Source organism: Pseudomonas sp. NFACC02 (genome assembly GCF_900110765.1).
Classification (GTDB): domain Bacteria; phylum Pseudomonadota; class Gammaproteobacteria; order Pseudomonadales; family Pseudomonadaceae; genus Aquipseudomonas.
On record NZ_FOEO01000042.1, the window covers coordinates 24074 to 45938 of the forward strand.

22 protein-coding genes are annotated in these 21865 nt (G+C 60.5%); 13 read left to right on the forward strand and 9 right to left on the reverse strand.

The features are described 5' to 3' along the window. Nucleotides 1-18: 18 nt before the first annotated feature. Nucleotides 19-672: a nicotinate-nucleotide adenylyltransferase gene (gene nadD, locus BMY73_RS23215; protein ID WP_092410079.1), complete on the reverse strand. Its 654-nt coding sequence runs from the start codon at nt 670-672 to the stop codon at nt 19-21. 73 nt (nt 673-745) lie between these two features. Beyond that, the gene (locus tag BMY73_RS23220) at nt 746-2020 is read right to left on the reverse strand and encodes a glutamate-5-semialdehyde dehydrogenase (RefSeq protein WP_092410053.1); all 1275 of its coding nucleotides are present in this window, start codon (nt 2018-2020) and stop codon (nt 746-748) included. A gap of 344 nt (nt 2021-2364) precedes the next feature. On the opposite strand from BMY73_RS23220, the gene BMY73_RS23225 reads away from it, so the two are divergent. Beyond that, a complete protein-coding gene (locus tag BMY73_RS23225) occupies nt 2365-3048 on the forward strand; it encodes a DNA-3-methyladenine glycosylase (RefSeq protein WP_092410055.1) in 684 nt (227 codons plus the stop codon). A gap of 3 nt (nt 3049-3051) precedes the next feature. Continuing rightward, entirely contained in the window at nt 3052-4368 is a 1317-nt protein-coding gene (locus tag BMY73_RS23230; RefSeq protein WP_092410057.1) for a bifunctional DedA family/phosphatase PAP2 family protein, read from the forward strand. 119 nt (nt 4369-4487) lie between these two features. Here BMY73_RS23230 and BMY73_RS23235 read toward each other — a convergent pair whose 3' ends face one another. Genes BMY73_RS23235 through BMY73_RS23245 form a run of 3 tightly spaced genes read right to left on the reverse strand, consistent with a single transcriptional unit; the run spans nt 4488 to nt 6164 of the window. Next, complete coding sequence (locus tag BMY73_RS23235) at nt 4488-5078, reverse strand: LON peptidase substrate-binding domain-containing protein (RefSeq protein ID WP_062384855.1); 591 nt, start codon at nt 5076-5078, stop codon at nt 4488-4490. A 10-nt stretch (nt 5079-5088) separates the two neighbouring features. Continuing rightward, entirely contained in the window at nt 5089-5805 is a 717-nt protein-coding gene (locus BMY73_RS23240; protein ID WP_062384852.1) for an LrgB family protein, read from the reverse strand. Further along, nucleotides 5802-6164, reverse strand: a complete 363-nt coding sequence (locus BMY73_RS23245; protein WP_062384849.1) for a CidA/LrgA family protein — start codon at nt 6162-6164, stop codon at nt 5802-5804. Before BMY73_RS23245 ends, BMY73_RS23240 begins: the two co-directional genes overlap by 4 nt. Nucleotides 6165-6493: 329 nt before the next feature. On the opposite strand from BMY73_RS23245, the gene BMY73_RS23250 reads away from it, so the two are divergent. The 3 genes from BMY73_RS23250 (at nt 6494) to BMY73_RS23260 (ending at nt 9584) form a co-directional block, all read left to right on the forward strand. After that, complete coding sequence (locus BMY73_RS23250; RefSeq protein WP_062384846.1) at nt 6494-6949, forward strand: MaoC family dehydratase; 456 nt, start codon at nt 6494-6496, stop codon at nt 6947-6949. A gap of 140 nt (nt 6950-7089) precedes the next feature. Further along, complete coding sequence (locus tag BMY73_RS23255) at nt 7090-8814, forward strand: C13 family peptidase (RefSeq protein WP_092410059.1); 1725 nt, start codon at nt 7090-7092, stop codon at nt 8812-8814. A 128-nt stretch (nt 8815-8942) separates the two neighbouring features. After that, complete coding sequence (locus BMY73_RS23260; protein WP_062384842.1) at nt 8943-9584, forward strand: oxidoreductase; 642 nt, start codon at nt 8943-8945, stop codon at nt 9582-9584. 158 nt (nt 9585-9742) lie between these two features. On the opposite strand, the gene BMY73_RS23265 is transcribed toward BMY73_RS23260, so the two are convergent. The 4 genes from BMY73_RS23265 to BMY73_RS23280 form a co-directional block, all read right to left on the reverse strand. Then, nucleotides 9743-10033 (reverse strand): YceK/YidQ family lipoprotein, encoded by a 291-nt coding sequence (locus BMY73_RS23265; protein ID WP_062384963.1) that lies wholly within the window; start codon nt 10031-10033, stop codon nt 9743-9745. Next, the gene (ubiX, locus tag BMY73_RS23270; protein ID WP_062384839.1) at nt 10026-10655 is read right to left on the reverse strand and encodes a flavin prenyltransferase UbiX; all 630 of its coding nucleotides are present in this window, start codon (nt 10653-10655) and stop codon (nt 10026-10028) included. Before ubiX ends, BMY73_RS23265 begins: the two co-directional genes overlap by 8 nt. Next, entirely contained in the window at nt 10652-12001 is a 1350-nt protein-coding gene (gene mpl / locus BMY73_RS23275; protein ID WP_092410061.1) for a UDP-N-acetylmuramate:L-alanyl-gamma-D-glutamyl-meso-diaminopimelate ligase, read from the reverse strand. The genes ubiX and mpl overlap by 4 nt, the downstream gene beginning before the upstream one ends. Before the next feature lie 261 nt (nt 12002-12262). Continuing rightward, complete coding sequence (locus BMY73_RS23280; protein ID WP_092410063.1) at nt 12263-14179, reverse strand: sigma-54-dependent Fis family transcriptional regulator; 1917 nt, start codon at nt 14177-14179, stop codon at nt 12263-12265. 322 nt (nt 14180-14501) lie between these two features. On the opposite strand from BMY73_RS23280, the gene BMY73_RS23285 reads away from it, so the two are divergent. From BMY73_RS23285 to BMY73_RS23325, 8 genes are all read left to right on the forward strand, one after another. Beyond that, a complete protein-coding gene (locus BMY73_RS23285) occupies nt 14502-16022 on the forward strand; it encodes an acetaldehyde dehydrogenase ExaC (RefSeq protein WP_092410065.1) in 1521 nt (506 codons plus the stop codon). Between the two features lie 235 nt (nt 16023-16257). Beyond that, complete coding sequence (locus tag BMY73_RS23290) at nt 16258-16710, forward strand: GNAT family N-acetyltransferase (RefSeq protein ID WP_092410067.1); 453 nt, start codon at nt 16258-16260, stop codon at nt 16708-16710. A 300-nt stretch (nt 16711-17010) separates the two neighbouring features. Further along, on the forward strand, nt 17011-17658 hold the full coding sequence (locus BMY73_RS23300) for a DedA family protein (RefSeq protein WP_092410069.1): 648 nt from the start codon (nt 17011-17013) through the stop codon (nt 17656-17658). Between the two features lie 4 nt (nt 17659-17662). Next, entirely contained in the window at nt 17663-18460 is a 798-nt protein-coding gene (locus BMY73_RS23305; RefSeq protein ID WP_092410071.1) for a M90 family metallopeptidase, read from the forward strand. Between the two features lie 153 nt (nt 18461-18613). Beyond that, nucleotides 18614-19141: an inorganic diphosphatase gene (gene ppa / locus BMY73_RS23310; protein WP_062384817.1), complete on the forward strand. Its 528-nt coding sequence runs from the start codon at nt 18614-18616 to the stop codon at nt 19139-19141. A 512-nt stretch (nt 19142-19653) separates the two neighbouring features. Next, nucleotides 19654-20376 (forward strand): LexA family transcriptional regulator, encoded by a 723-nt coding sequence (locus tag BMY73_RS23315; protein WP_092410073.1) that lies wholly within the window; start codon nt 19654-19656, stop codon nt 20374-20376. 540 nt (nt 20377-20916) lie between these two features. Then, a complete protein-coding gene (locus BMY73_RS23320) occupies nt 20917-21126 on the forward strand; it encodes a type VI secretion system tube protein Hcp (protein WP_092410075.1) in 210 nt (69 codons plus the stop codon). Nucleotides 21127-21134: 8 nt separating this feature from the next. Continuing rightward, on the forward strand, nt 21135-21865 hold a 731-nt coding region (locus BMY73_RS23325), incomplete at its 3' end, for a hypothetical protein (protein ID WP_092410077.1).

Consider the following 21865-nt stretch of genomic DNA (forward strand, 5'->3'; position numbering starts at 1 on the left):
CAGCGTTGAAACACACCTTCAGTTCGACGCACGGTACAGCCCGTGCGTATCGATATAGGCCAGTACCGCGTCTGGCACCAGAAAACGTACCGACTTCCCGCTGGCCAGCAGTTGGCGGATCTGGGTGGCAGACACCGAAAGCGGCGTCTGCCAGACGAATGTAATGTGTCCGCCGGGCCCCTTGAGGGCCTTCGGATCGCTGACCGCCCGCGCCGCCAGCAAGTTACGCATGGCGTCCGGCGACTCACTGTCGGCGTCCGGGCGTTGCAGCACCACGATATGGCAGTGCTCCAGCAACTCTTCCCACCGGTGCCAGGAGGGCAGCCCGCAAAAGGCGTCCCATCCCAACAGCAAAAACAGCTGGTCATCGACGGCCAGTTCAGCGCGCATCGATTCCAGCGTGTCGATGGTGTACGACGGCTTGTCCCGCAACAGCTCGCGGTCATCCACCGTCAAAGGTGACACGCCCTGGACCGCGCACTGAACCATCGCCAGACGGTCCTGTGCCGAAACACTGGGCGTATCGCGATGAGGCGGTCGGGCGCTGGGCGTCAGACGCAACTCATCGAGTTCAAGCAGCGCGGCGACTTCCAGCGCGCCGCGCAAATGGCCGATATGGACCGGATCGAACGTCCCACCCAGCATGCCGATACGCTTCGGCTTGCGTGCAATGGAAGGTTCTCCCCCGGCAGGCTCGATCACAGCTTTCGCAAGGTTGCCTGCGTGCTGCCGAATCTCGGCCAAGTCAGACAGGCCCCTGCCCGCGCAACTGGCGACCGTCACCGACGACGATGTACTTCTCGCAGGTCAGGCCTTCCAGACCGACCGGCCCACGGGCGTGAATCTTGTCCGTGGAAATCCCGATCTCGGCACCCAGGCCGTACTCGAAACCGTCGGCGAAGCAGGTGGGCGCGTTGATCATCACCGAACTGGAGTCGACTTCCGCCATGAAGCGGCGCGTCTGAGACTGAGAATCGGAGAGGATGGCGTCGCTGTGGTGCGAGCCGTAATGATTGATGTGCTCGATGGCCTGATCCAGCCCGGTCACCACGCGAATCGACAGAATCGGCGCCAGATACTCGGTGTGCCAGTCCTCTTCGGTCGCCGGGATCGCGTCGATCAGCTCGCGGGTACGCTCACAACCACGCAGCTCGACCCCTTTTTCGCGGAACTGGGCGGCCATCTGCGGCAGGAAGTCAGCGGCAATCGCCTGATCCACCAGCAGCGTTTCCATAGCGCCGCAGATGCCGTAGCGATAGGTCTTGGCGTTGAAACAGATGCGCTGCGCAGACGTCAGGTCGGCATGCGCGCTGACGTAGACGTGGCAGATCCCGTCGAGGTGCTTGATGACCGGCACCTTGGCCTCACGGCTGACGCGCTCGATCAGCCCTTTGCCGCCGCGCGGGACGATGACGTCCACGTATTCAGGCATGGTGATCAGCGCGCCAACGGCGGCGCGGTCGGTGGTTTCGACCACTTGCACCACGGCAGCCGGCAGGTCGGCTTCGGCCAGACCGCGCTGAATGCAGGTGGCGATGGCGCGATTTGAGTGAATCGCCTCGGAGCCGCCCCGCAGGATGGTGGCGTTGCCGGACTTCAGGCACAGGCTGGCGGCATCGATGGTCACGTTCGGACGCGACTCGTAGATGATACCGACCACGCCCAGCGGCACGCGCATCTTGCCAACCTGAATGCCCGAAGGCTGGAAATTCATGTCGCGGATCGTGCCCACCGGATCAGGAAGGCTGGCGACCTGACGCAGACCGGCGATCATGCTGTCGATACGAGCCGGGGTCAGGGCGAGGCGTTCAAGCAAGGCAGGTTCCAGACCATTCGCGCGGCCAGCAGCCAGATCCTGCTCGTTGGCGGCGGTCAGTTCGTCACGGGCAGCATCCAGCGCTGCAGCCGTGGCGGCCAGCGCGCGGTTTTTCTGCGCCGTACTGGCACGGCCGATCACGCGCGAAGCTTCGCGGGCGGCGCGACCCAGACGGGTCATATAGTCAAGAACGGACTCAGTCATGGTCTCAGAGGTCTTGGCAGAGAAGAAAGCGGCCGATTATAGCTGTCGGGCGGGCTGAACGACAGCGGCGACAGGCGGATGGTCGATATAAGCCGTTTTTGTTCGGTAAAACCCCGGAGCCCAGGCTTTCAACCCTGATCGTTCCCACGCTCTGCGTGGGTAATGCAGCCTTGGACGCTCCGCGTCCGCCGATGATGGACGCGGAGCGTCACGTTCGGCATTACCACGCAGAGCGTGGAAATGATCACGCGCACGTTGAACCGCCCCAGATACGCCATTCAGGTGCAATTAAGCTCGGCGTTGCTATCATCGCGGTCCGATATACCGATACCTCACGCCAAGCCATGCCCGACCCGTCTGCCCACGCCCTGCCCGACAGCTTCTTCAACCGTGACGCCCAGACACTTGCCCGCGATTTGCTGGGGAAAGTCATCCGGCACAAGGTCGGTGAGCTATGGCTGTCCGCCAGAATCATCGAAACCGAAGCTTATTACCTTGAAGAAAAAGGCAGCCACGCCTCGCTCGGCTATACAGAAAAGCGTAAGGCTTTGTTTCTGGAAGGCGGCCACATCTATATGTATTACGCAAGAGGCGGCGACTCGCTGAACTTCAGCGCGCAGGGTCCGGGCAACGCCGTGCTGATCAAATCGGCTTATCCATGGGTCGATGCGTTCTCGGACGAAAACAGTCTGGCGCAGATGCAACTCAACAACCCCGACGCCAGCGGCAATCTCCGCCCACCCGAGCGGCTGTGCGCCGGCCAGACGCTGTTGTGCAAAGCCCTTGGCCTGAAAGTGCCGATGTGGGACGCCAAGCGCTTCGATCATCAGCAGATCTTCGTCGAAGACGCCGGGCCACGACCTGCGCGAATCATTCAAGCCGCGCGCCTGGGCATTCCCTCCGGACGCGACGAGCACCTGATGTACCGCTTCGTTGATGCCGAATATGCGCGTTTCTGTACGCGGAACCCGTTGCGGCGCGGGCAAGTCGAAGGCCGCGATTACTTCATTATCGAGCAAGGACACTGACCCATGGGCTCATGGCTGGACAGCATCACCGCGTGGCTGACCATCAACCCGTCGTGGCTGGGCGCTGCGATTTTTCTGGTTTCGTGCCTCGAATGCCTGGCCATCGCCGGCATCGTGGTGCCGGGCACTGTGGCGTTGTTCGCCATTGCCGCGCTGGCCGGCAGCGGCATCCTGCCGTTGAGTGAGGCGCTGCTGCTGGGTTTTCTGGGCGGCCTGCTGGGTGACGTCGTTTCCTACTTTCTGGGGCGGCGCTTCCATCAGAACATTCGCCGCCTGCCGGGTTTGCGCCATCACCCGGAATGGATCGCAGGCGCTGAAACCTACTTCCAGCGGTATGGCATTGCCAGTCTGCTGGTCGGGCGCTTCATCGGCCCACTGCGCCCGATGCTGCCGATGGTGGCCGGGATGTTCGACATGCCGTTCGTGCGCTTCGCCGGGGTCAGCCTGATCGCGGCGGCCGGATGGTCTGTCGCCTACATTCTGCCGGGCTGGGCAGCCGGTGCGGCCATCCGCCTGCCGTTGCCTGACGGGTTCTGGCCAGAGGCCGCCGTTGTGGGGGCGGGGCTGGCGATCCTGCTCGGCGTGGCGATTCAGAGCAGCGTGCGGGCCAGGCGCAACGCCACCAAGCTGATCGCGCTGACCAGCCTGATCATGCTGATTGCCGTGTTTCTGGGCTGGCCCTATCTGTCCCACCTCGATCAGGGCGTGATGACGCTGGTGCAAGAACACCGCAGCGCCGCCGCCCAGAACTTCGTGATCCTGGTCACTGGTCTTGGCGACTTCCGGACACAGTTCTGCGCAGCCGCCCTGCTTCTGATCATTCTGGTCGCCACTCGCCAATGGCGGCATGCGATCTTCGCCTGCGCCACGACGCTGGGCGCGGCGATCATCAATCAGAGCATGAAGCACACGTTCGCCAGGGCGCGGCCGGAGGTGCTGGCGGAGCCGCTCGCGACCTTCAGCATGCCGAGCGGACACGCCTCGGCGTCGTTCGCCCTGTTCATGACGCTGGCCGTCCTCGCGGGCCGAGGGCAACCTGCCCGGTTGCGCCTGACCTGGCTGCTGCTCGGCGCGATACCTGCCGCATCGATCTGCGTATCGCGGGTGTACCTGGGTGTTCACTGGCCGACGGACGTACTGGCAGGCATGCTGCTGGCGTTCTTCACCTGTGCGGCGAGTCTGGCCTTCGTGCAGAACAAAGAAGTATTGCCACCCTTGCCATTGCGGGTGTGGTGGTTGCTGCTACCGGCCATGGTCGCGCTGCTGGGAGGGTTTGCCTTCCATTCGATGGCGCATGGCTTGATTCGGTATGAGTATTAAGGCGCGGTACGCATTGTAGGAGCGCGCTTGCCCGCGATGAGGCCGTGTCAGTCGACATCGATGCCAGGGATGTATCGCCATCGCGGGCAAGTGCGATCCTACCGTTCAGTTGACCACGGTCACGCCTGCATATCGCCCTGCATCTCATCCAGCAAATCCTGGATAGCGTCGAGGCGTTCTTCGGCGTCGTCGATTTCCAGCAGTTCGATCTTGTCTTCCTCGGCAAACGGCAGCAGGTAAGCGAGCTGGTTGGACAGCGACTGTTGGCCACTGGCCGTCAGGCCCATATTCAGCGCGGCCACCATGGGGTGTTCAGCGAGCGCGGCCAACAACGCGACCAGGTCCTCGTCCTCTTCCTGCAGCGGTCTTTCGTCCGGTTCCTCCAGCCACTCCACCTCGGCCAGCAACAGGTTGTCGCGCTGGGTCTGGGCTTCGACCACTCGAAACCGTCGACCGCCCACCACACGAATGCCCAGCAGACCGTTGTCCTGCTGCTGGAAGTCGGTCACCAGCGCTTCACACCCGATCTGCGAAAAGCCTTCAGGCACGTCACCCACCTCACTACCCTCAGTGATGCAGACCACGCCAAAGCCTTCACCCTGTTTCATGCAGCGGCCAATCATGTCCAGGTACCGCGCCTCGAAAATCTGCAGATCGAGTACGCACCCCGGAAACAGCACAGCGTTCAGCGGAAACAACGGCAACGACATAGACACACCCTCAAGCAACCAGAGACACCGCCAACGGCAGGAACAACGCCGTGGCGACACCCATCAGACTCATGGCCAGCGCCGCAAAGGCACCGCACTCCTCACCTTCCTGCAAAGCCGCCGACGTCCCCACCGCGTGGGCGGTCAGCCCCAGCGCCATGCCCCGGGCCTCCGGGCTTTGCACGCCCGCCAGGGTCAGCAAGCCGGGGCCGAATATGCCGCCGATGACGCCTGTGATCAACACGAACACCGCAGCCAGCGCCGCCACTCCGCCAATCTGCTCCGCCACCAGCATGGCGATGGGCGAGGTCACGGACTTGGGCGCCATGGTCATCAGGATCATATGATCGGCGCCGAGCACGTAACCCAGCCCCACGCACAATGCCGTCGCAAACACACCGCCAATCACCAGCGTAGTCAAGACCGGCCAGAACAACTGCCGGATACGCCGCAGATTCAGATAAAGCGGCACCGCCAGCGCGACGGTCGCAGGCCCCAGCAGAATGCTGAGGATCTCGGTGCTTTTGCGGTACTCGACGTAACTCAGCCCGCAGGTGACCAGCACGCCGATTACCACCAGCATCGAGACCAGCACCGGCTGCAGAAAGACCCAGCGGGTCTTTTCATAACCGGCCAGCACCATTTGGTAGGCGCCCAGCGTGATGGCGATGCCGAATAAAGGGTGATGGATCACGGACAACCATGCGCCTTGCCAATCCAGACTCATGATGGCTCCCGACGGCGGACCTGACGGTCGATGAGCTTCTGCATCAACCATCCGGCAAAGGTGAGCGAGATCATCAGGGACAACACCAGCGATCCGACGATCGCCCAGAAATCGTCAGCGATCTGCCCGGCATAGACCATGACGCCCACCGCAGGCGGCACCAGCAACAACGGCAAATACCGCAACAAACTGCTGGCGGCCAGGCTGACAGGCTCGGTCACCTCTCCGCGAATCATCAGGTAGATCATCAACAGCACCAGCCCGATGATCGGGCCTGGCAGGATCGACAGGAATAAATGATTCAGTGCCGTCCCCACCAACTGGAACAGCACCAGCCATGTCAGGCCTCTTAACAACATAGAAAACTCCAGCCAATTCGCGGCGCCATTATACGCACGCCGTCTTGTGAGCTATGGGTCGGTATTCGCAACCCTTCAGATTCTTGACCACAGCCCTGTGGCGTGCTGATCTTCTTCGCGTACAGCAACAACGTGTAGGAGCGCGCTTGCCCGCGAATGACGGAGTGTCATTCGACGGATGCTTCACAGACACGCCACAATCGCGGGCAAGCGCGCTCCTACATGAGCTAATCAACCGCAGTCGAGCGCAGCAATAAAGAAGCCTATAGCCGCAGATCCCTGAAAAAACAAAACCGCACGCCGAAAACAATTCACTAAGGAGAGTATCGATGCCCTACGTACCCGTTGCAGAGCTCAAACGTTATGAAGGCAAGGAACTGGGAAGTTCCGAATGGCTGACCATCGACCAGGAACGGATCAATCTGTTTGCCGAAGCCACCGGCGACTTCCAGTTCATCCACGTCGACCCGGTCAAAGCGGCGCAAACGCCGTTTGGCTCGACCATCGCCCACGGTTTTCTTTCGCTCTCGCTGATTCCCAAACTCATGGAATCGCTGCTGGTGCTGCCTGAAGGTCTGAAGATGGTGGTCAACTATGGCCTGGACAGCGTGCGCTTCATTCAACCGGTGAAAGTCGATTCGCGCGTTCGTCTAAAAGTTGCGCTCACGGAAGTGACCGAGAAAAAGCCCGGCCAGTGGTTGCTCAAAGCCACCGCAACGCTTGAAATCGAAGGCCAGGAGAAACCCGCGTTCATCGCTGAACCACTCTCCCTCGCCTTCGTGTAAACCTCCTAAAACGTGAAACAGTCGTAACAGACTGTTTCACCGCGCTTCCCGGCTGCGGCATACTCGCTGCGGCTGTGTGAGCGACTCGAAACAAGTCCGCGATCCGATCACGCCGAAACACCTCATTTTCGGGATTTACCATGCGCGCGCTTGCTCCTCTGGCCCTTACCCTTCTGATTACCGCGTGCGGTGACGGCGAATCGCTATTGCCGCCCGACGCACGCTTGCCCGACGGTGGCCGCTACCGTGGCGATGTCGTCAATGGCGTGCTTCAGGGCAAGGGTCGCATCGACTACCCCAACGGCAGCTGGTATGCCGGGGAGTTCGCCCGAGGTCAGTGGAACGGTCAGGGCGAGTGGCATGCGAGCAATGGCGACGTCTATAAAGGCGGCTTTCGGGACGGTTTGTTCGATGGTCAGGGCACGCTGACGACCAGCAGCGGCAGTTACGTCGGCGGCTACAAACTGGGGCGGCGCGACGGCGAAGGCACGCTCAAAGAGCACGGCATGAGTTACCGCGGCGAATTCAAGGCCGACCTTTACGACGGCCTCGGCCACCTGGAACTCGAAGACGGCAGTCAATACCAAGGCCAGTTCTCCCACGGCAAACCTAACGGCGAAGGCCAGCGCAGCGATGCTTCGGGCAATCAATTCAGTGGCAGATTCGTCGACGGCCAGTTGGAGGGCACCGGCAATTTCACCAGCGCCGACGGCGATCAATATGTCGGCGGCTTCCACAACAATCAGTTGAGCGGTCGCGGTCGCTATGAAAACGCTGATGGCGATGTCTGGTCCGGCCAGTTCAAGGACGGCGCGTTTACCGGTAAGGGCGAACTGATCGGTTCAGACGGCACCAACTATCAAGGGCAATTCCGTAACTGGCGCTTTGCAGGCGAAGGGCGGTTGAAATTGCCCGACGGCAGCCTCTACGTCGGTCAGTTCGACAACGATAACTACAACGGCGCCGGCGTGCTGACCTCGGCAGACGGACGTGTGCTAAGCGGCACATGGTCCAACGGCCAACGCGTGCGCGATGCGCTGGGCAAACTGCTGCCTGATCCGCTGGAAGTCGGTTTGCTTGCACAGGGCCCGTTACTCGAAAAGGCCCTTGCCGCCGTACCGGCGTCCACACCTGCGACTGAGCTGTACAGTCTGGTGGTCGGCGGCGACGGCAAGCAAAGTGTCTTCCTGCGCGAAGCAGATTACGTCAACTCGCTGCTGTCGAGCCGCTTCGGCGCGTACGGCCAGATTACCCTGGTCAACCATCGCGACCACATGACCGACCGCCCGCTGGCGACACGCGAAAACATCAGCCGCGCGGTGCAAACCCTCGCCCAGCGCAGCGGGCCGGAAGACCTGATCTTCATTTACCTCACCAGTCACGGCACCCAGGAGCACGAACTGGTGCTGGACCAGCCGCGCCTCGAACTCTCGGACTTGCCCGCCAACGAGATGGCGAGCGTGCTCGCGCCGTTGAAGAATCGAGACAAGGTGGTGGTGATCTCGGCCTGTTATTCGGGCGGATTCATCCCGGCCATCAAAGACGACAGAACCCTGGTCATCACCGCGTCGCGTGAAGATCGTGTGTCGTTCGGTTGCTCGGAAGAGGCTGACTTCACGTATTTTGGCGACGCGCTATTCGGCAAGGCACTGGTGGAAACCGATGACCTGATGCAAGCCTTCAACGACGCCAAAGCCATCGTGGCGCAGCGCGAGATTGAGGAAAACTTCGAAGCCTCCGAGCCGCAGATCTGGGCGCCCAAAGGCGTACTCGCACGCTGGCAGCAACTGCGCAAAAGTCAGGCAGAACGTGCGTTGAACACCGTTTCGGTCGGGAAAGGCATGAAGGCGGCAGCCAGCCACTGATTCTCCGCATCAGGCAGCCGAAACCGCGGCAACATGAAAAATTCGTGAGTTTTGTGAAACCAGCGTTATCCGCAAAGAGTCTGTTCCGATAGAGCGCCTATGCTTGTGCGTATCAAGGGAGAACGACCATGTACTTGACGCCGCAACACATCCTGCTTGCCGGAGCGACTGGACTGACGGGCGAACACTTGCTCGATCGTCTGCTCAATGAGCCCACCGTCAGCCGGGTGCTGGCGCCCAGCCGTCGGCCGCTGGCCGAACATCCTCATCTGGAAAATCCCGTAGGCGACTTCACCTCCCTGCTCGCCGAACTGAGCGGTCGGGTCGATATCGCGTTTTGTTGCCTGGGCAGCACGATCAAGCAGGCAGGCTCTCAAGATGCGTTCCGCGCCGTCGACATGGACATGGTCGTGGCGTTTGGCAAGCGCGCTCGCGAGATGGGTGCGCGTCACTTGCTGGTCATCAGCGCGGTAAACGCCGACCCTGAATCCAGCATTTTCTACAGCCGTGTCAAAGGCGAAATGGAAGAAGCACTGAAGGATCAGAACTGGCCCCAACTGACCATCGCCCGCCCTTCCCTGTTGATTGGCGAGCGCGAAGACCAGCGACTGGTCGAGCAACTGGCGGCGCCGATCTCCCGGTTGATTCCCGGCAAATACGGCGGCATTGAGGCCTGCCAACTCGCCCGCGCACTCTGGCGACTGGCGCTGGAAGAGCAGGACGGGGTTCGGGTGGTAGAGTCGGATGAACTGAGACGGCTGGGGAAATAAGCCCAGGATCAAAGCTGACGCTTACCTGTGGGCGTGAGCTTGCTCGCGAATGATCTTTCAACCGATGCGAATGTGTCGGTTCTATTGACCATTCGCGAGCAAGCTCGCTCCCACAGGTGTTTATCAGCAGGTCATTTATCAGCAGGTCATTTACCGACCTACAACCCACCCGTCGCCTGAAACCCTACGCCCAGCGCGGTCAGAATCGACAGCGGCAGCAACAGCGTGTCCAGCAATGCGCTGCCCGGCAGGTCCAGCATCGGGTATTTCGGCGCCTCGGCACCGAACCGGTCCTTCTCGCAGCAACCTCCGCGAATCGCATACAGATCCAGCCGCGTGCCTGAATACACCACAGGGGCGCCCGGCTGATTGGCATCCAGCGTACGCACCGTTGAACAACCGGTGGCGAGCAGAAGGCCCAGGGTGAGGACAAACAGTTTCTTATTCATCGGCGCCAAAATGATGCTCGCCCCAACGCGGCAGCATGTCCTGAGGAATGTTGAGCAGATTCAGAACCCGTGCGACGACGAAGTCGACCAGGTCATCGATGGTCTGCGGCTGGTGATAGAAACCTGGCGAGGCCGGAAGAATGACCGCGCCCAGATTCGACAGCTTGAGCATGTTTTCCAGGTGGATGCTGGAAAACGGCGCTTCGCGCGGCACCAGAATCAGTTGACGGCGCTCCTTGAGGGTCACGTCGGCCGCGCGTTCGATGAGGTTGTTGCAGGCGCCCGTGGCAATGGCGGACAAGGTGCCGGTCGAACACGGCACGACGACCATGGCGCTCGGCGAACCCGAACCAGACGCCACCGGGGACATCCAGTCTTCTTTTCCGTACACCCGAATCTGCCCGGCGGCAGCGCCCGTGTATTCCGTCAGGAACGCCTGCATCATCTGAGGTTTGGGCGGCAAGGTCACGTCTGTCTCGGTGGCCATGACCAACTGCGCTGCCTTGGAGATCAGGAAATGCACTTCGCGATCTTCACGCACCAGGCAGTCGAGCAGGCGTAGGCCGTATTGCGCGCCAGACGCGCCCGTCATCGCCAGCGTAATGCGCTCCGGGCCGCTCATTTCAGCGCCTCAGCCAGTTTGCCGTGCAGTCCGCCGAAGCCGCCATTGCTCATGATCACCACGTGAGTGCCGGGCTGGGCCTGACTTTTCACGCGCTCGATGATGCCTTCCAGCGAGTCGCAGACCACCGCCGGCACCTTGCACTGAGCAGCGGTTGCGCCCAGATCCCAACCCAGATTGGCGGGCGCATACCAGACCACCTGATCGGCCTGATCGACGCTTTCGGGCAGTCCGTCCCGGTGCGCGCCCAGCTTCATGGAGTTGGAGCGTGGCTCGACGATGGCAATGATCGGCGAGTCGCCAACCTTCTTGCGCAAGCCATCCAGCGTGGTGGCGATGGCGGTCGGGTGGTGAGCGAAGTCGTCATAAATGGTGATGCCGCGCACTTCAGCGACTTTCTCCATGCGCCGCTTCACGCTTTTGAACGCACTCAACGCTTCGACGCCTTGTTGCGGGACGACGCCGACGTGCCGAGCCGCTGCCAGCGTGGCGAGGGCATTGGCGACGTTGTGTTGACCGGTCATGCCCCAGTTCACCATGCCTTGGGCGACGCCTTCGAAGAGGACTTCAAACTTCGAACCGTCTCCGCTCAGCAGCTTCGCTTGCCATTGACCGCCCTGCCCGGTGGTCTGTACCGGCGTCCAGCACCCCATCTGGATCACACGCTCCAGCGCAGGCTCGGTGGTCGGATGAATCACCAGACCTTCGCTGGGAATGGTGCGCACCAGGTGATGGAACTGACGTTCGATGGCGGACAGATCAGGGAAGATGTCGGCGTGATCGAACTCAAGGTTGTTGAGGATCGCGGTGCGTGGGCCGTAGTGAACGAACTTCGAGCGTTTGTCGAAGAACGCACTGTCGTACTCGTCGGCTTCAACCACGAAGAACGGCGTGTCCCCCAGGCGGGCGGACACCGCGAAATTCTGAGGAACGCCACCGATCAGGAAACCGGGCGACATGCCTGCGTGCTCCAGCACCCAGGCCAGCATGCTGCTGGTGGTGGTCTTGCCATGGGTGCCGGCAACCGCCAATACCCAGCGACCGCGCAGCACGTGATCGGCCAGCCATTGAGGCCCGGACACATACGGAAGGCCTTTGTTGAGCACGTATTCAACCGCCGGATTCCCGCGCGACATGGCGTTGCCGACCACGACCAGATCCGGAGCAGGCTCCAGGTGTGCAGGGTCGTAACCCTGCATCAGCGTGATGCCCTGCGCTTCGAGCTGCGTGCTCATCGGCGGGTAGACGTTGGCATCGGAGCCGGTGACTGTATGGCCCAAATCCTTGGCGAGAACCGCCAGCGACCCCATGAACGTGCCGCAAATACCCAGAATATGAATGTGCATGACCAACCTCTTTAAACCTTCGCGCAGGTTAGCTTAGAGAGGGTCGATTCGCACAGTTCAATCGGTGCAATGGCTTTCTACTGTGGTCTGCGGTATAGACACAGATGCTTGCGTTAACCCGGATCCTGTAGGAGCCGTCCGAGGTTACGAGGGTCTGGGCCGCACTCGGACGAATGCGGAGCGTCAGCCACTGCTGATGGTGCTGACCCACTGCATTCGCCAGCAAGCCGGCTCCCACAATTCAGACTGCGTACGCAGCGCTTATCGGGAAATCCCATGCTTGCGCAGCTTTCTATACAAGGTATTGCGACTGACCCCAAGCTCCTGCGCCGCGTGGGTCATGTGCCACCTTTGAGCCTCCAGGGTCGCTATCAATGCAGCGCGCTCGGCATCGTCCAGTGGCGACTCACCGGGTTCGACCTCAGCGCGTTTTTGCACAACGCCCTGACGAATCAACACCGGCAAATCGGCTACACAAATCTGATCGTCCTCGCACAGCGCCGCCAGGGTCCTCAACACATTGCGCATCTGCCGCACGTTACCCGGCCAATTGAACGCAAGCAGTGAATCCCGCGCTGCGGGCTCAATCACCACAGCATGGCCCCCCGCCTCTTCCTCCAGCAGGAAATCCAGCAACTGAGACTTGTCACTGCGTTCACGCAACGGCGGGAGAGCGATTTCCAGGCCGGTGAGTCGATAGTACAGGTCCTCGCGGAAGCTGCCGTCTTCGACGCGACTCAGTAAATTCCGGTGCGTGGCGCTGATGATTCGGACGTCCACCGATTGCGGTTCGCCGCCGATCGGCACCACCAGCCGGTCCTCCAGCACCCGCAGCAAGCGCGTCTGCAACGCCACCGGCATGTCGCCGATTTCGTCGAGAAACAACGTGCCGCCATCGGCCTGCTGCAGCTTGCCGCGCATCCCTTCCTTGCGGGCGCCGGTAAAACTGCCGCCGCGATAACCGAACAGCTCGCTTTCAATGAGGCTTTCCGGAATCGCCGCACAGTTCAGCGCGACAAAAGGCTTGCCGGCCCGCTGGCTGGCCTGGTGCACCGCCTTGGCGAAGGCCTCTTTACCCGAACCGGTTTCGCCATTGATCAACAGCGGCACATCGCGCTCAAAGACTTTGAGCGCCCGACGAAAATCGGTTTGCAGCGACGGATCGCCAAGACAGATCCCGCTCAGCGCCGCCTGCGAGGCCGGTTCGCGCGCAAGGGGGATCGAAAGCGCTTTCGGTCCGGGCCGTGACTGTCCACGCAGAAGCGCAAAAAATCCGCGCCCGTCTCGCATCCGCAGTGGCCAGCGGGTCGTCGCATCGGGAGACGCGCGCGCCATCAGTTCATCCAGCGAGCAATCAAACAACGACGCCACGGACTGCCCGACGAGCTCCGCGCGCACCAGACCGAGGAGATTCAGCGCACTCTGATTCAGCGCACTGATGCGTCCCTCGCCATCGAACGCCAGCAAGCCTTCGCTGAACAGCCCGACCGCCCCCGCCTGCAAATGGAAGCGCAGCAGCCACTGATCGTCGCAGTGACGAAGGAAATAACTGCTTTCGATCATCTTCGCCGACAGATTCACCAGCGCCATGGTGTGAAACTGGCTTTGCCGGGACACGTCATGCCGAGCCGAGGAAACGTCCAGCACCGCAAGCAGATCGCCATGCGGATCGAACACCGGGCTCGCCGAGCAGGTCAGCCCGGTGTGCCGACCGCGAAAGTGCTCGTCGCGATGAATCGTCACCGGCTGCCGCTCGACCACACAGGTGCCAATGCCATTGGTCCCCTCGCGCGCTTCGCTCCAGTCAGCGCCCAGCCACAATCCGGCACGCTCGAAAATCCTGCGCTCGCCCGGCTCCGTCACGCAATTGAGGATGACGCCACGCGCATCGGTCAGCAGCACGGCATGACCGGCCGATAACTGCTGATGCAGGTTGTTCATCTCGCCACCGGCGATCGTCAGCACTTGTTGCAGACGCTCGCGGCTTTCCAGCACCCGTGCGTGCTCAAGCACAGTGGGCGCCATGGCCTGTGCAGGGTCGAGGTGATAGTCCTCCAGACAACGCAACCACGAACGGGCAATGGACGGATCGGCACCGGGACCGTATTGATGATGAGCGTTGCCCTGGGCAACGGTCAGGACCTGCTGGGCATGTCGAGAGAAGGGGCTGCTGTGCATTTTTATTGTTCTTCCTAGGTTCTGCCTGGGGAGTTGTGCCCAGCATCCTCTTCGCCCTCGGTCATTGCAATGCTCCCAAAGGCGCAGCCCGGCGGGAACGTCCCACATTCGATACAAAGTGTCACCCTGGCCGTATCGACGCTGGCACAAGGACACTCCTCAAGCGTCCGATTTATGAACCAACCCCTTATAAACCGGGCACCAGACGGCAGTGGCCCGCCGTTTGCTCTACGCTCTTACCAAGCACAGCCGCCTCACTGCCGCTGAATCAAGCAGCCGTGCGTTATCCCCACACAATCACAAGAGCAAGGAGATATTCACCATGCGTTATGCCCATCCCGGTACTGAAGGCTCGATCGTTACCTTCAAGACCCAATACGGCAACTACATCGGTGGCGAATTCGTGCCGCCGGTCAAAGGCCAGTATTTTGAAAATACGTCGCCGGTCACCGGCAAGCTGATCGCCGAATTTCCCCGCTCCACTGCCGAAGACATCGAGAAAGCCCTGGATGCTGCCCACGCCGCTGCCGATGTATGGGGCAAGACCTCCGTTCAAGAACGCTCGCTGACCCTGCTGAAAATCGCTGATCGCATCGAACAGAACCTTGAACTGCTGGCGGTCACCGAAACCTGGGACAACGGCAAAGCCGTTCGCGAAACCCTGAACGCCGACATTCCGCTGGCGGTCGATCATTTCCGTTATTTCGCAGGCGTGCTGCGGGCTCAGGAAGGCTCCGCCGCTGAAATCGACGGCAATACCGTGGCGTACCACATTCACGAACCGTTGGGCGTGGTCGGTCAGATCATCCCGTGGAACTTCCCGCTGTTGATGGCGGCCTGGAAGCTCGCGCCTGCACTGGCGGCCGGTAACTGCATCGTGCTCAAGCCCGCCGAGCAAACCCCGTTGGGCATCACCGTATTGATGGAACTGATCGGTGACCTGCTGCCAAAAGGCGTGCTCAACGTTGTGCAGGGTTATGGCCGTGAAGCGGGTGAAGCCCTGGCCAGCAGCAAGCGTATCGCCAAAATCGCGTTTACCGGCTCGACCCCGGTCGGCTCGCACATCATGAAACTGGCGGCCGACAGCATCATCCCGTCCACCGTGGAGCTGGGCGGCAAGTCGCCGAACATCTACTTCGAAGACGTGATGAGCGCCGAGCCTGAGTTTATCGACAAAGCCGCAGAGGGTGTGGTGCTGGCGTTCTTCAACCAGGGCGAAGTCTGCACCTGCCCTTCGCGCTGCCTGGTTCAGGAGTCCATCTACCCGCAGTTCATGGAAGCGGTGATGAAGAAGGTGCTGAAGATCAAGCGCGGCGACCCGCTGGACACCGAAACCATGGTCGGCGCCCAGGCGTCGCAGCAGCAGTTCGACAAGATCCTCTCCTACCTCGACATCGCCCAGGGCGAAGGCGCCGAGCTGCTCACCGGTGGCAAGGTCGAGAAAATGGAAGGTTCGCTGGCAACCGGTTACTACATCCAGCCGACACTGCTCAAAGGCAACAACAAGATGCGCGTGTTCCAGGAAGAAATCTTTGGCCCGGTGGTCAGCGTCACCACCTTCAAGGATGAAGCCGAAGCCCTCGCCATCGCCAACGACACCGAGTTCGGCCTGGGCGCTGGCGTCTGGACCCGCGACATCAACCGCGCCTACCGCGTGGGTCGTGCGATCAAAGCGGGTCGCGTCTGGACCAACTGCTACCACCTGTACCCGGCCCACGCCGCGTTCGGTGGCTACAAGAAGTCCGGCGTCGGCCGCGAAACCCACAAAGTTGCCCTCGAACACTACCAACAGACCAAAAACCTGCTGGTGAGCTACGACATCAACCCGCTGGGCTTCTTCTGATTCAGCTTCTGATCAAGCGATAGCGCGTCACATGACGGCCTCTTCGGAGGCCGTTTTTATTGAGTGAATAAAGCCTGGCACGGGATCTGCGGTGTTGTGGACTTGGCAAACAGGCATCCAGCCCGCTTTTGGATTGCGCTTTCTAAACCGCTTAGGCACAGTCAAAACCGTCTGTCCCAGTGCCAGGCGCGTCCTCCCCCTTTCATGCATTGCACAATGAAGCTGAGGCCCAACCATGCGGATCATCCAAGCCACCCTGGAGCACCTGGACCTGTTGACCCCTTTGTTCGTCAAATACCGTGAGTTTTACGGCGAACTGCCCTTCCCCGACTCCTCGCGCGCCTTCCTCGAAAAGCGCCTGCGTCGCGAAGAATCGGTGATCTACCTGGCCTTGCACGATGAAGACGACAGCAAACTGCTGGGCTTCTGTCAGCTCTACCCAAGCTTCTCCTCGCTCTCGCTCAAACGCGTCTGGATCCTCAACGACATCTACGTCGCCGAAGACGCCCGCCGCCAGCTCGTCGCCGATCACCTGATTCAGACAGCCAAGAAGATGGCCCGGGAAACCCAGGCGGTGCGGATGCGCGTCTCCACCAGCGCCAACAACGAAGTCGCCCAGAAGGTCTACGAATCGATCGGCTTCCGCGAAGACACCCAGTTCAAGAACTACGTGCTGCCGATTAACTAACTGTTTTTCACCGCTAACTGTAGGAGCGTGGCTTGTCCCGCGATCGGCTGCGAAGCGGCAGCAAAACCCGCGGGTGCGGTGTTCAGGACATTCGCCTGCAGTGGTTTCACGGCTGCTTCGCAGCCGATCGCGGGACAAGCCACGCTCCTACAAGGAATGAAGAGCGGCATCACTACCAAATGTTGCAATCTCCCGATCGCCCAAAGCACCACCCCGCTCCTTCCCTCTATAATGCGCTCCACATCCCTCCACTTAACCACCCGCACGACCCGGATCGGGTCTCTTACTCAGGTGCCGTACATGGACTTCAACCCCCTCGACATCATCCTTCACCTCGACGTCTACCTCGACATGCTGGTGACCCAATACGGCACCTGGGTCTACGCGATCCTGTTCCTGGTGATTTTTTGCGAGACGGGGCTGGTCGTCACGCCGTTCCTGCCGGGTGACTCCCTGCTGTTCATCGCAGGCGCCGTTGCGGCGGGCGGTGGCCTGGACCCGGTCTGGCTGGCCGGCCTGTTGATGGCCGCCGCCATCCTCGGCGACAGCACCAACTACGTGATTGGCCGGACCGTGGGCGACAAGCTGTTCAAAAACCCCAACTCCAAAATCTTCCGTCGCGACTACCTGACCAAAACCCACGAGTTCTACGAGCGCCACGGCGGTAAGACCGTCACCCTGGCGCGCTTCCTGCCGATTATCCGCACCTTCGCTCCGTTCGTGGCCGGTTTGGGCAAGATGAACTACCTGCGCTTCGTGAGTTTCAGCGTGCTGGGTTCGATCCTCTGGGTAGGCGGTCTGGTCACGCTCGGTTTCTTCTTCGGCAACATCCCGTTCATCAAGAAGAACCTCACCCTTCTTGTGCTGGTCATCATTCTGCTCTCGCTGCTGCCGATGATCATCGGGCTGGTTCGCAGCCGCATGGGCCGTTCTGCCGAGGCGCGCTGATTTCATGTGGTCGCTGCGCGGCTGGCTCAATCGTCGCACGCTGGCGCGCCATCCCGTTGACCCGGCGCTCTGGGAGCGGGTCCTCCAGCGCTTGCCGATTCTCGATGGCCTGAGCGCCGAAGAGGACCGTTACCTGCTCGACAGCGCCGTGCTGTTCCTGCAAGCCAAACACCTCACGGCGCTGGAAGGCGTCCATCTGGATGACGAGTCGCGCCTGTTTCTCGCCGCGCAGGCGCAACTGCCGTTACTCGCACTGGGCGACCTGAACTGGTATCAGGGGTTTCACGAAATCGTCCTGTATGGCGACGACTTCATCAGCCCGCAGAAGCACCGCGACGCCAACGGCATCGAGCATGAATGGGACGGCGAGCACAGCGGCGAAGCCTGGTCGCAAGGCTCGGTCATCCTCGCATGGCCGGGCGTGCTGTCGAGCGGCGGCTGGGAAGCCTACAACCTCGTCATCCATGAACTGGCGCACAAGCTCGACATGCTCAACGGCGACGCCAACGGCCATCCGCCGCTGCACAACGATATGCGCATTAGCGACTGGACCGACGCCATGCAAACGGCTTACGACGACATGAACCGGCAGCTGGACGCGGACCCCGACGCCGAAACCGCCATCGATCCTTACGCCGCCGAAAACCCCGCGGAGTTTTTCGCCGTCACCAGCGAATACTTCTTCAGCGCACCGGATTTACTGGTGGAGACCTACCCGGCGGTTTATCAGCAGCTCAAGGCGTTCTATCGTCAGGACCCGCTGGCGCGACTGTTGGCCCATCAACCCGGCACTTCGGTCTGAAAAGCCGGTCTATCAGGCTCCTACCAACGTCCAGGGCCGATCGGCGCACATGGCAACCGTTGCCGAATGTGCCTATAATCCGGCCCACTTTTGGTGTCGCACGTTGGTGTTGCACGCCACATTCCGAATGGTCAACCAAGGGGGCAAAGCCCAATGAGCTACAGCAAGATTCCGGCCGGTAAAGACCTGCCGAATGACATCTACGTCGCAATCGAGATCCCGGCCAACCACGCGCCGATCAAGTACGAGATCGACAAAGAAAGCGACTGCCTGTTCGTTGACCGTTTCATGGCCACCCCGATGTTCTACCCGGCCAACTACGGTTTCATCCCGAACACCCTGGCTGACGACGGCGATCCCCTGGACGTGCTGGTAGTCACCCCTTACCCGGTAGCCCCTGGTTCGGTCATCCGCGCCCGTCCAGTCGGCGTGCTGAACATGACCGACGACGGCGGCGGCGACGCCAAAGTCATCGCCGTCCCACACGACAAGCTGTCCCAGCTGTACGTCGACGTGAAGGAATACACCGACCTGCCGCCACTGCTGATCCAGCAGATCGAGCACTTCTTTGCTAACTACAAAGACCTCGAAAAAGGCAAATGGGTGAAGATCGAAGGCTGGGCCGGCGCAGACGCCGCCCGCGAAGCCATCACCAAATCGGTCGCTGCCTACAAAGGCTGATCCGATTCGCTTGCTTCAGAACGCCCGCCTCGGGTGTTCTGAAGCGGCAACCCTTCGCAAATCGACCCGCTCTCCCCCGTGTGCGAATTCATTCGTGATCGGCTGCGAAGCAGTCGCAAAACCTCCCCCTCCTCTGCTTCTGACGCCCCCTCGCCTTCAAACTCGCATCAGCTCCCACGTTTTTTGCACCCAGATGTTTAATTACATCGATTACCAAACAATTCGTTTACCCCACTAAAACATCCGCCTATTCAGGCAACAATCAAGGCACCCATGTTCATCAGCGACCCAACAACCAACGCTCTAAAAAGCCACACCTTGCAATACACCCGTAAAACCGCCACGCTCACAACCTTTCAAACACTGTTGACCTAAAACAAAACAGTGAAAGAAATGCCCTACAAGCGCCATCAAACACTGTAATCCCGAGACTCATTCACAACTTTGACGCCCCACTCATTTGAACACTTCGTTCATTTAAACAAACTTGAACCTTCCGTAAACTTCGATCCATGAATACATCAGGTGATCGACTACGCATCCTTTTGAGAGAGTGCCATCTCTCCGCCACAGACTTCGCCGCCAACCGAAAGGTGACGCCGCAACACGTGAACAACTGGTTCAAACGCGGCATCCCCATGGCACGCATCGAAGAAGTCGCCGAACTGCTCAGCGTCAACGCACGCTGGCTGCGCACGGGCGAAGGCCCCAAACACCCCGGCGAAGAGCGCGGCAAGCGTGGCCCGGGCGGCCTTGTGAAACTGCGCCCGGAGCGCAGCGGCCGCGAAGAACTGGACATCCCCCTGTACACCGAACTGCCCACCGAAACCCCGGGCAAGACGGCTGTCGGCGAAGTCCCCAACCACCGCGTGAAACTCGCGCGGCGCATCCTCGAAGCCATGGACGTCGAACTGCAAAACGCCATCTGCGTCGCCATGGTCGGCAACAGCATGGCCGACAAGATTCAGGACGGCTCCCTCATCGGCGTCGACAAAGGCCGCACCCACGTCATCGACGGCGAAATCTACGCCCTCGAGCACGACGGCATGCTGCGCGTGAAATACCTCTACCGCCTCCCCGGCGGTGGCCTGCGCCTGCGCAGCCACAACGCCGGCGAATACCCCGACGAAATCTTCAGCGCCGAACAAATCCAGGAACAGAACATCAACGTCCTCGGCTGGATCTTCTGGTGGTCCACCCTCAACAACCGCCGCCACCCCGCGACAATGCCTTGATTCACAAGGAAAAGGACAAATGGCAGTGCATCAAGGGTGTGCATCCGCCACGAACATGAGTATCCTGCACGCCTTCGTTTCAACACCCCTCGGCTACCCGCGGAGGGGTGACCGACCAGGCCACGTCCCCGCGACCGCCTCGTCTACCTCACAAGCGCCTCTTCGTAGCGCGCACTTTTGCGGATGGGTGCGGATAGCCAAAAACTAACCAAACCTGTCACCGAGAAGCCGGCCACAAGCCGGCTTTTTAATGCCTCAAATTTTTAAAAATCCTGCTTTCCAGGAAGCATTTCATCGAGCCAAGCCATGGCGGGCTGCTCAGCGCTACTAACGGGCACCTGTCCCAATTCAACTGAGTGTCACGGTTTGTGCTGTCGTAGTCGATTGTGTCCCCACTCCGAATCCAGAGTACGTAAGAAACATCGCTGTTCACTTCAAAAATGTCCTACACCTTGGAATGCCTCAGCCTACATCCCGAAGCCTTGCATTACCCGAAACTCCTCAACCGCAACATTTCTTGAATCGGTTAGGAGAACGTCTATGTCCTTTGACGCATTCATCCAGATGGATGAGATCGGTGGCGAGGCTCTGGATGACAAACACAAAGGCTGGATCGAAATTACCGGCTGCAACTTCGGCAGCCACCAAAGTAAAACGGCCACCGCCAGCTCCGAATACACACAGAATGGCAGCGGCGGCAGTAACGTCGCGGGTGGATGGGACCGAATCGGCAACAAAAAATACGCCTGAGGTATCCCATGGCCACGCCTTACAGCTTCATCAACCCACGCATGCAAACCTATCAGGGCCTGAAGTCCAGCGTCTCCCTGGCCGGGAAGTCCCTGGCAAAGTTCGATACGCTCAACGCGCACATTCGCGACACTGTCGTGCTCGCTGGCGAGATGGTCATCATTGGCGATTACTCCACCAAATCCTGCACCACCCAAGAGGCCTACCTGATGAAAAAGGCCACCAAGGTGCACCACATGCTGCTCATCAACGGCATGGCAGGAGACAGCTACATGATCGAGAACTACGACTTCTTGCAAGACGTCCTCGACAGAACCTCCATCGCGACAGGTACGATCTCTGACGGCTGGAGCCGACATCTCAAAAACATCGAGGGCAGCCTGGGAGAAATCAATGCGCTCTACAAAAGCCATTTCTCCTCCGGGAAACTCCAGAACCGCGAGCTCTTCTTCCAGAAGCGCACCCTGCTGGAAGCCAAAATACAAAAACAGTTGAGCAGCTACGCCAGCACCGGCTCAGGCCTGGGCAAAAACACCCGCATCAAGGACCTGTTGGGATTGTCGACCAAAAGCTATGCAAAACACGGCGAGATCGCCCGCTACGCCGACACCGTGGCGGGCGTTGCAAAAGCGGCAACCATCATCAAACGAGGCGGATACATCGGCGTCGCGCTTGAAGTGGCGTCCACCTCGCTGGAGATCAGAGAGGCGTGTCTGGCCGGGGATGAGCGACAGTGCAG

What these genes read in the sequence shown, in the direction of transcription:
- BMY73_RS23315 (WP_092410073.1), top strand. Translation starts at nt 19,654, where the DNA reads ATGAATACATCAGGTGATCGACTACGCATCCTTTTGAGAGAGTGCCAT.
- ubiX (WP_062384839.1), bottom strand. Translation starts at nt 10,655, where the DNA reads ATGAGCGGCCCGGAGCGCATTACGCTGGCGATGACGGGCGCGTCTGGC.
- BMY73_RS23320 (WP_092410075.1), top strand. Translation starts at nt 20,917, where the DNA reads ATGTCCTTTGACGCATTCATCCAGATGGATGAGATCGGTGGCGAGGCT.
- BMY73_RS23285 (WP_092410065.1), top strand. Translation starts at nt 14,502, where the DNA reads ATGCGTTATGCCCATCCCGGTACTGAAGGCTCGATCGTTACCTTCAAG.
- BMY73_RS23260 (WP_062384842.1), top strand. Translation starts at nt 8,943, where the DNA reads ATGTACTTGACGCCGCAACACATCCTGCTTGCCGGAGCGACTGGACTG.
- BMY73_RS23245 (WP_062384849.1), bottom strand. Translation starts at nt 6,164, where the DNA reads ATGTTGTTAAGAGGCCTGACATGGCTGGTGCTGTTCCAGTTGGTGGGG.
- BMY73_RS23290 (WP_092410067.1), top strand. Translation starts at nt 16,258, where the DNA reads ATGCGGATCATCCAAGCCACCCTGGAGCACCTGGACCTGTTGACCCCT.
- BMY73_RS23250 (WP_062384846.1), top strand. Translation starts at nt 6,494, where the DNA reads ATGCCCTACGTACCCGTTGCAGAGCTCAAACGTTATGAAGGCAAGGAA.
- BMY73_RS23220 (WP_092410053.1), bottom strand. Translation starts at nt 2,020, where the DNA reads ATGACTGAGTCCGTTCTTGACTATATGACCCGTCTGGGTCGCGCCGCC.
- BMY73_RS23235 (WP_062384855.1), bottom strand. Translation starts at nt 5,078, where the DNA reads ATGTCGTTGCCGTTGTTTCCGCTGAACGCTGTGCTGTTTCCGGGGTGC.
- mpl (WP_092410061.1), bottom strand. Translation starts at nt 12,001, where the DNA reads ATGCACATTCATATTCTGGGTATTTGCGGCACGTTCATGGGGTCGCTG.
- BMY73_RS23305 (WP_092410071.1), top strand. Translation starts at nt 17,663, where the DNA reads ATGTGGTCGCTGCGCGGCTGGCTCAATCGTCGCACGCTGGCGCGCCAT.
- BMY73_RS23280 (WP_092410063.1), bottom strand. Translation starts at nt 14,179, where the DNA reads ATGCACAGCAGCCCCTTCTCTCGACATGCCCAGCAGGTCCTGACCGTT.
- BMY73_RS23255 (WP_092410059.1), top strand. Translation starts at nt 7,090, where the DNA reads ATGCGCGCGCTTGCTCCTCTGGCCCTTACCCTTCTGATTACCGCGTGC.
- BMY73_RS23300 (WP_092410069.1), top strand. Translation starts at nt 17,011, where the DNA reads ATGGACTTCAACCCCCTCGACATCATCCTTCACCTCGACGTCTACCTC.
- ppa (WP_062384817.1), top strand. Translation starts at nt 18,614, where the DNA reads ATGAGCTACAGCAAGATTCCGGCCGGTAAAGACCTGCCGAATGACATC.
- BMY73_RS23240 (WP_062384852.1), bottom strand. Translation starts at nt 5,805, where the DNA reads ATGAGTCTGGATTGGCAAGGCGCATGGTTGTCCGTGATCCATCACCCT.
- BMY73_RS23225 (WP_092410055.1), top strand. Translation starts at nt 2,365, where the DNA reads ATGCCCGACCCGTCTGCCCACGCCCTGCCCGACAGCTTCTTCAACCGT.
- BMY73_RS23230 (WP_092410057.1), top strand. Translation starts at nt 3,052, where the DNA reads ATGGGCTCATGGCTGGACAGCATCACCGCGTGGCTGACCATCAACCCG.
- BMY73_RS23265 (WP_062384963.1), bottom strand. Translation starts at nt 10,033, where the DNA reads ATGAATAAGAAACTGTTTGTCCTCACCCTGGGCCTTCTGCTCGCCACC.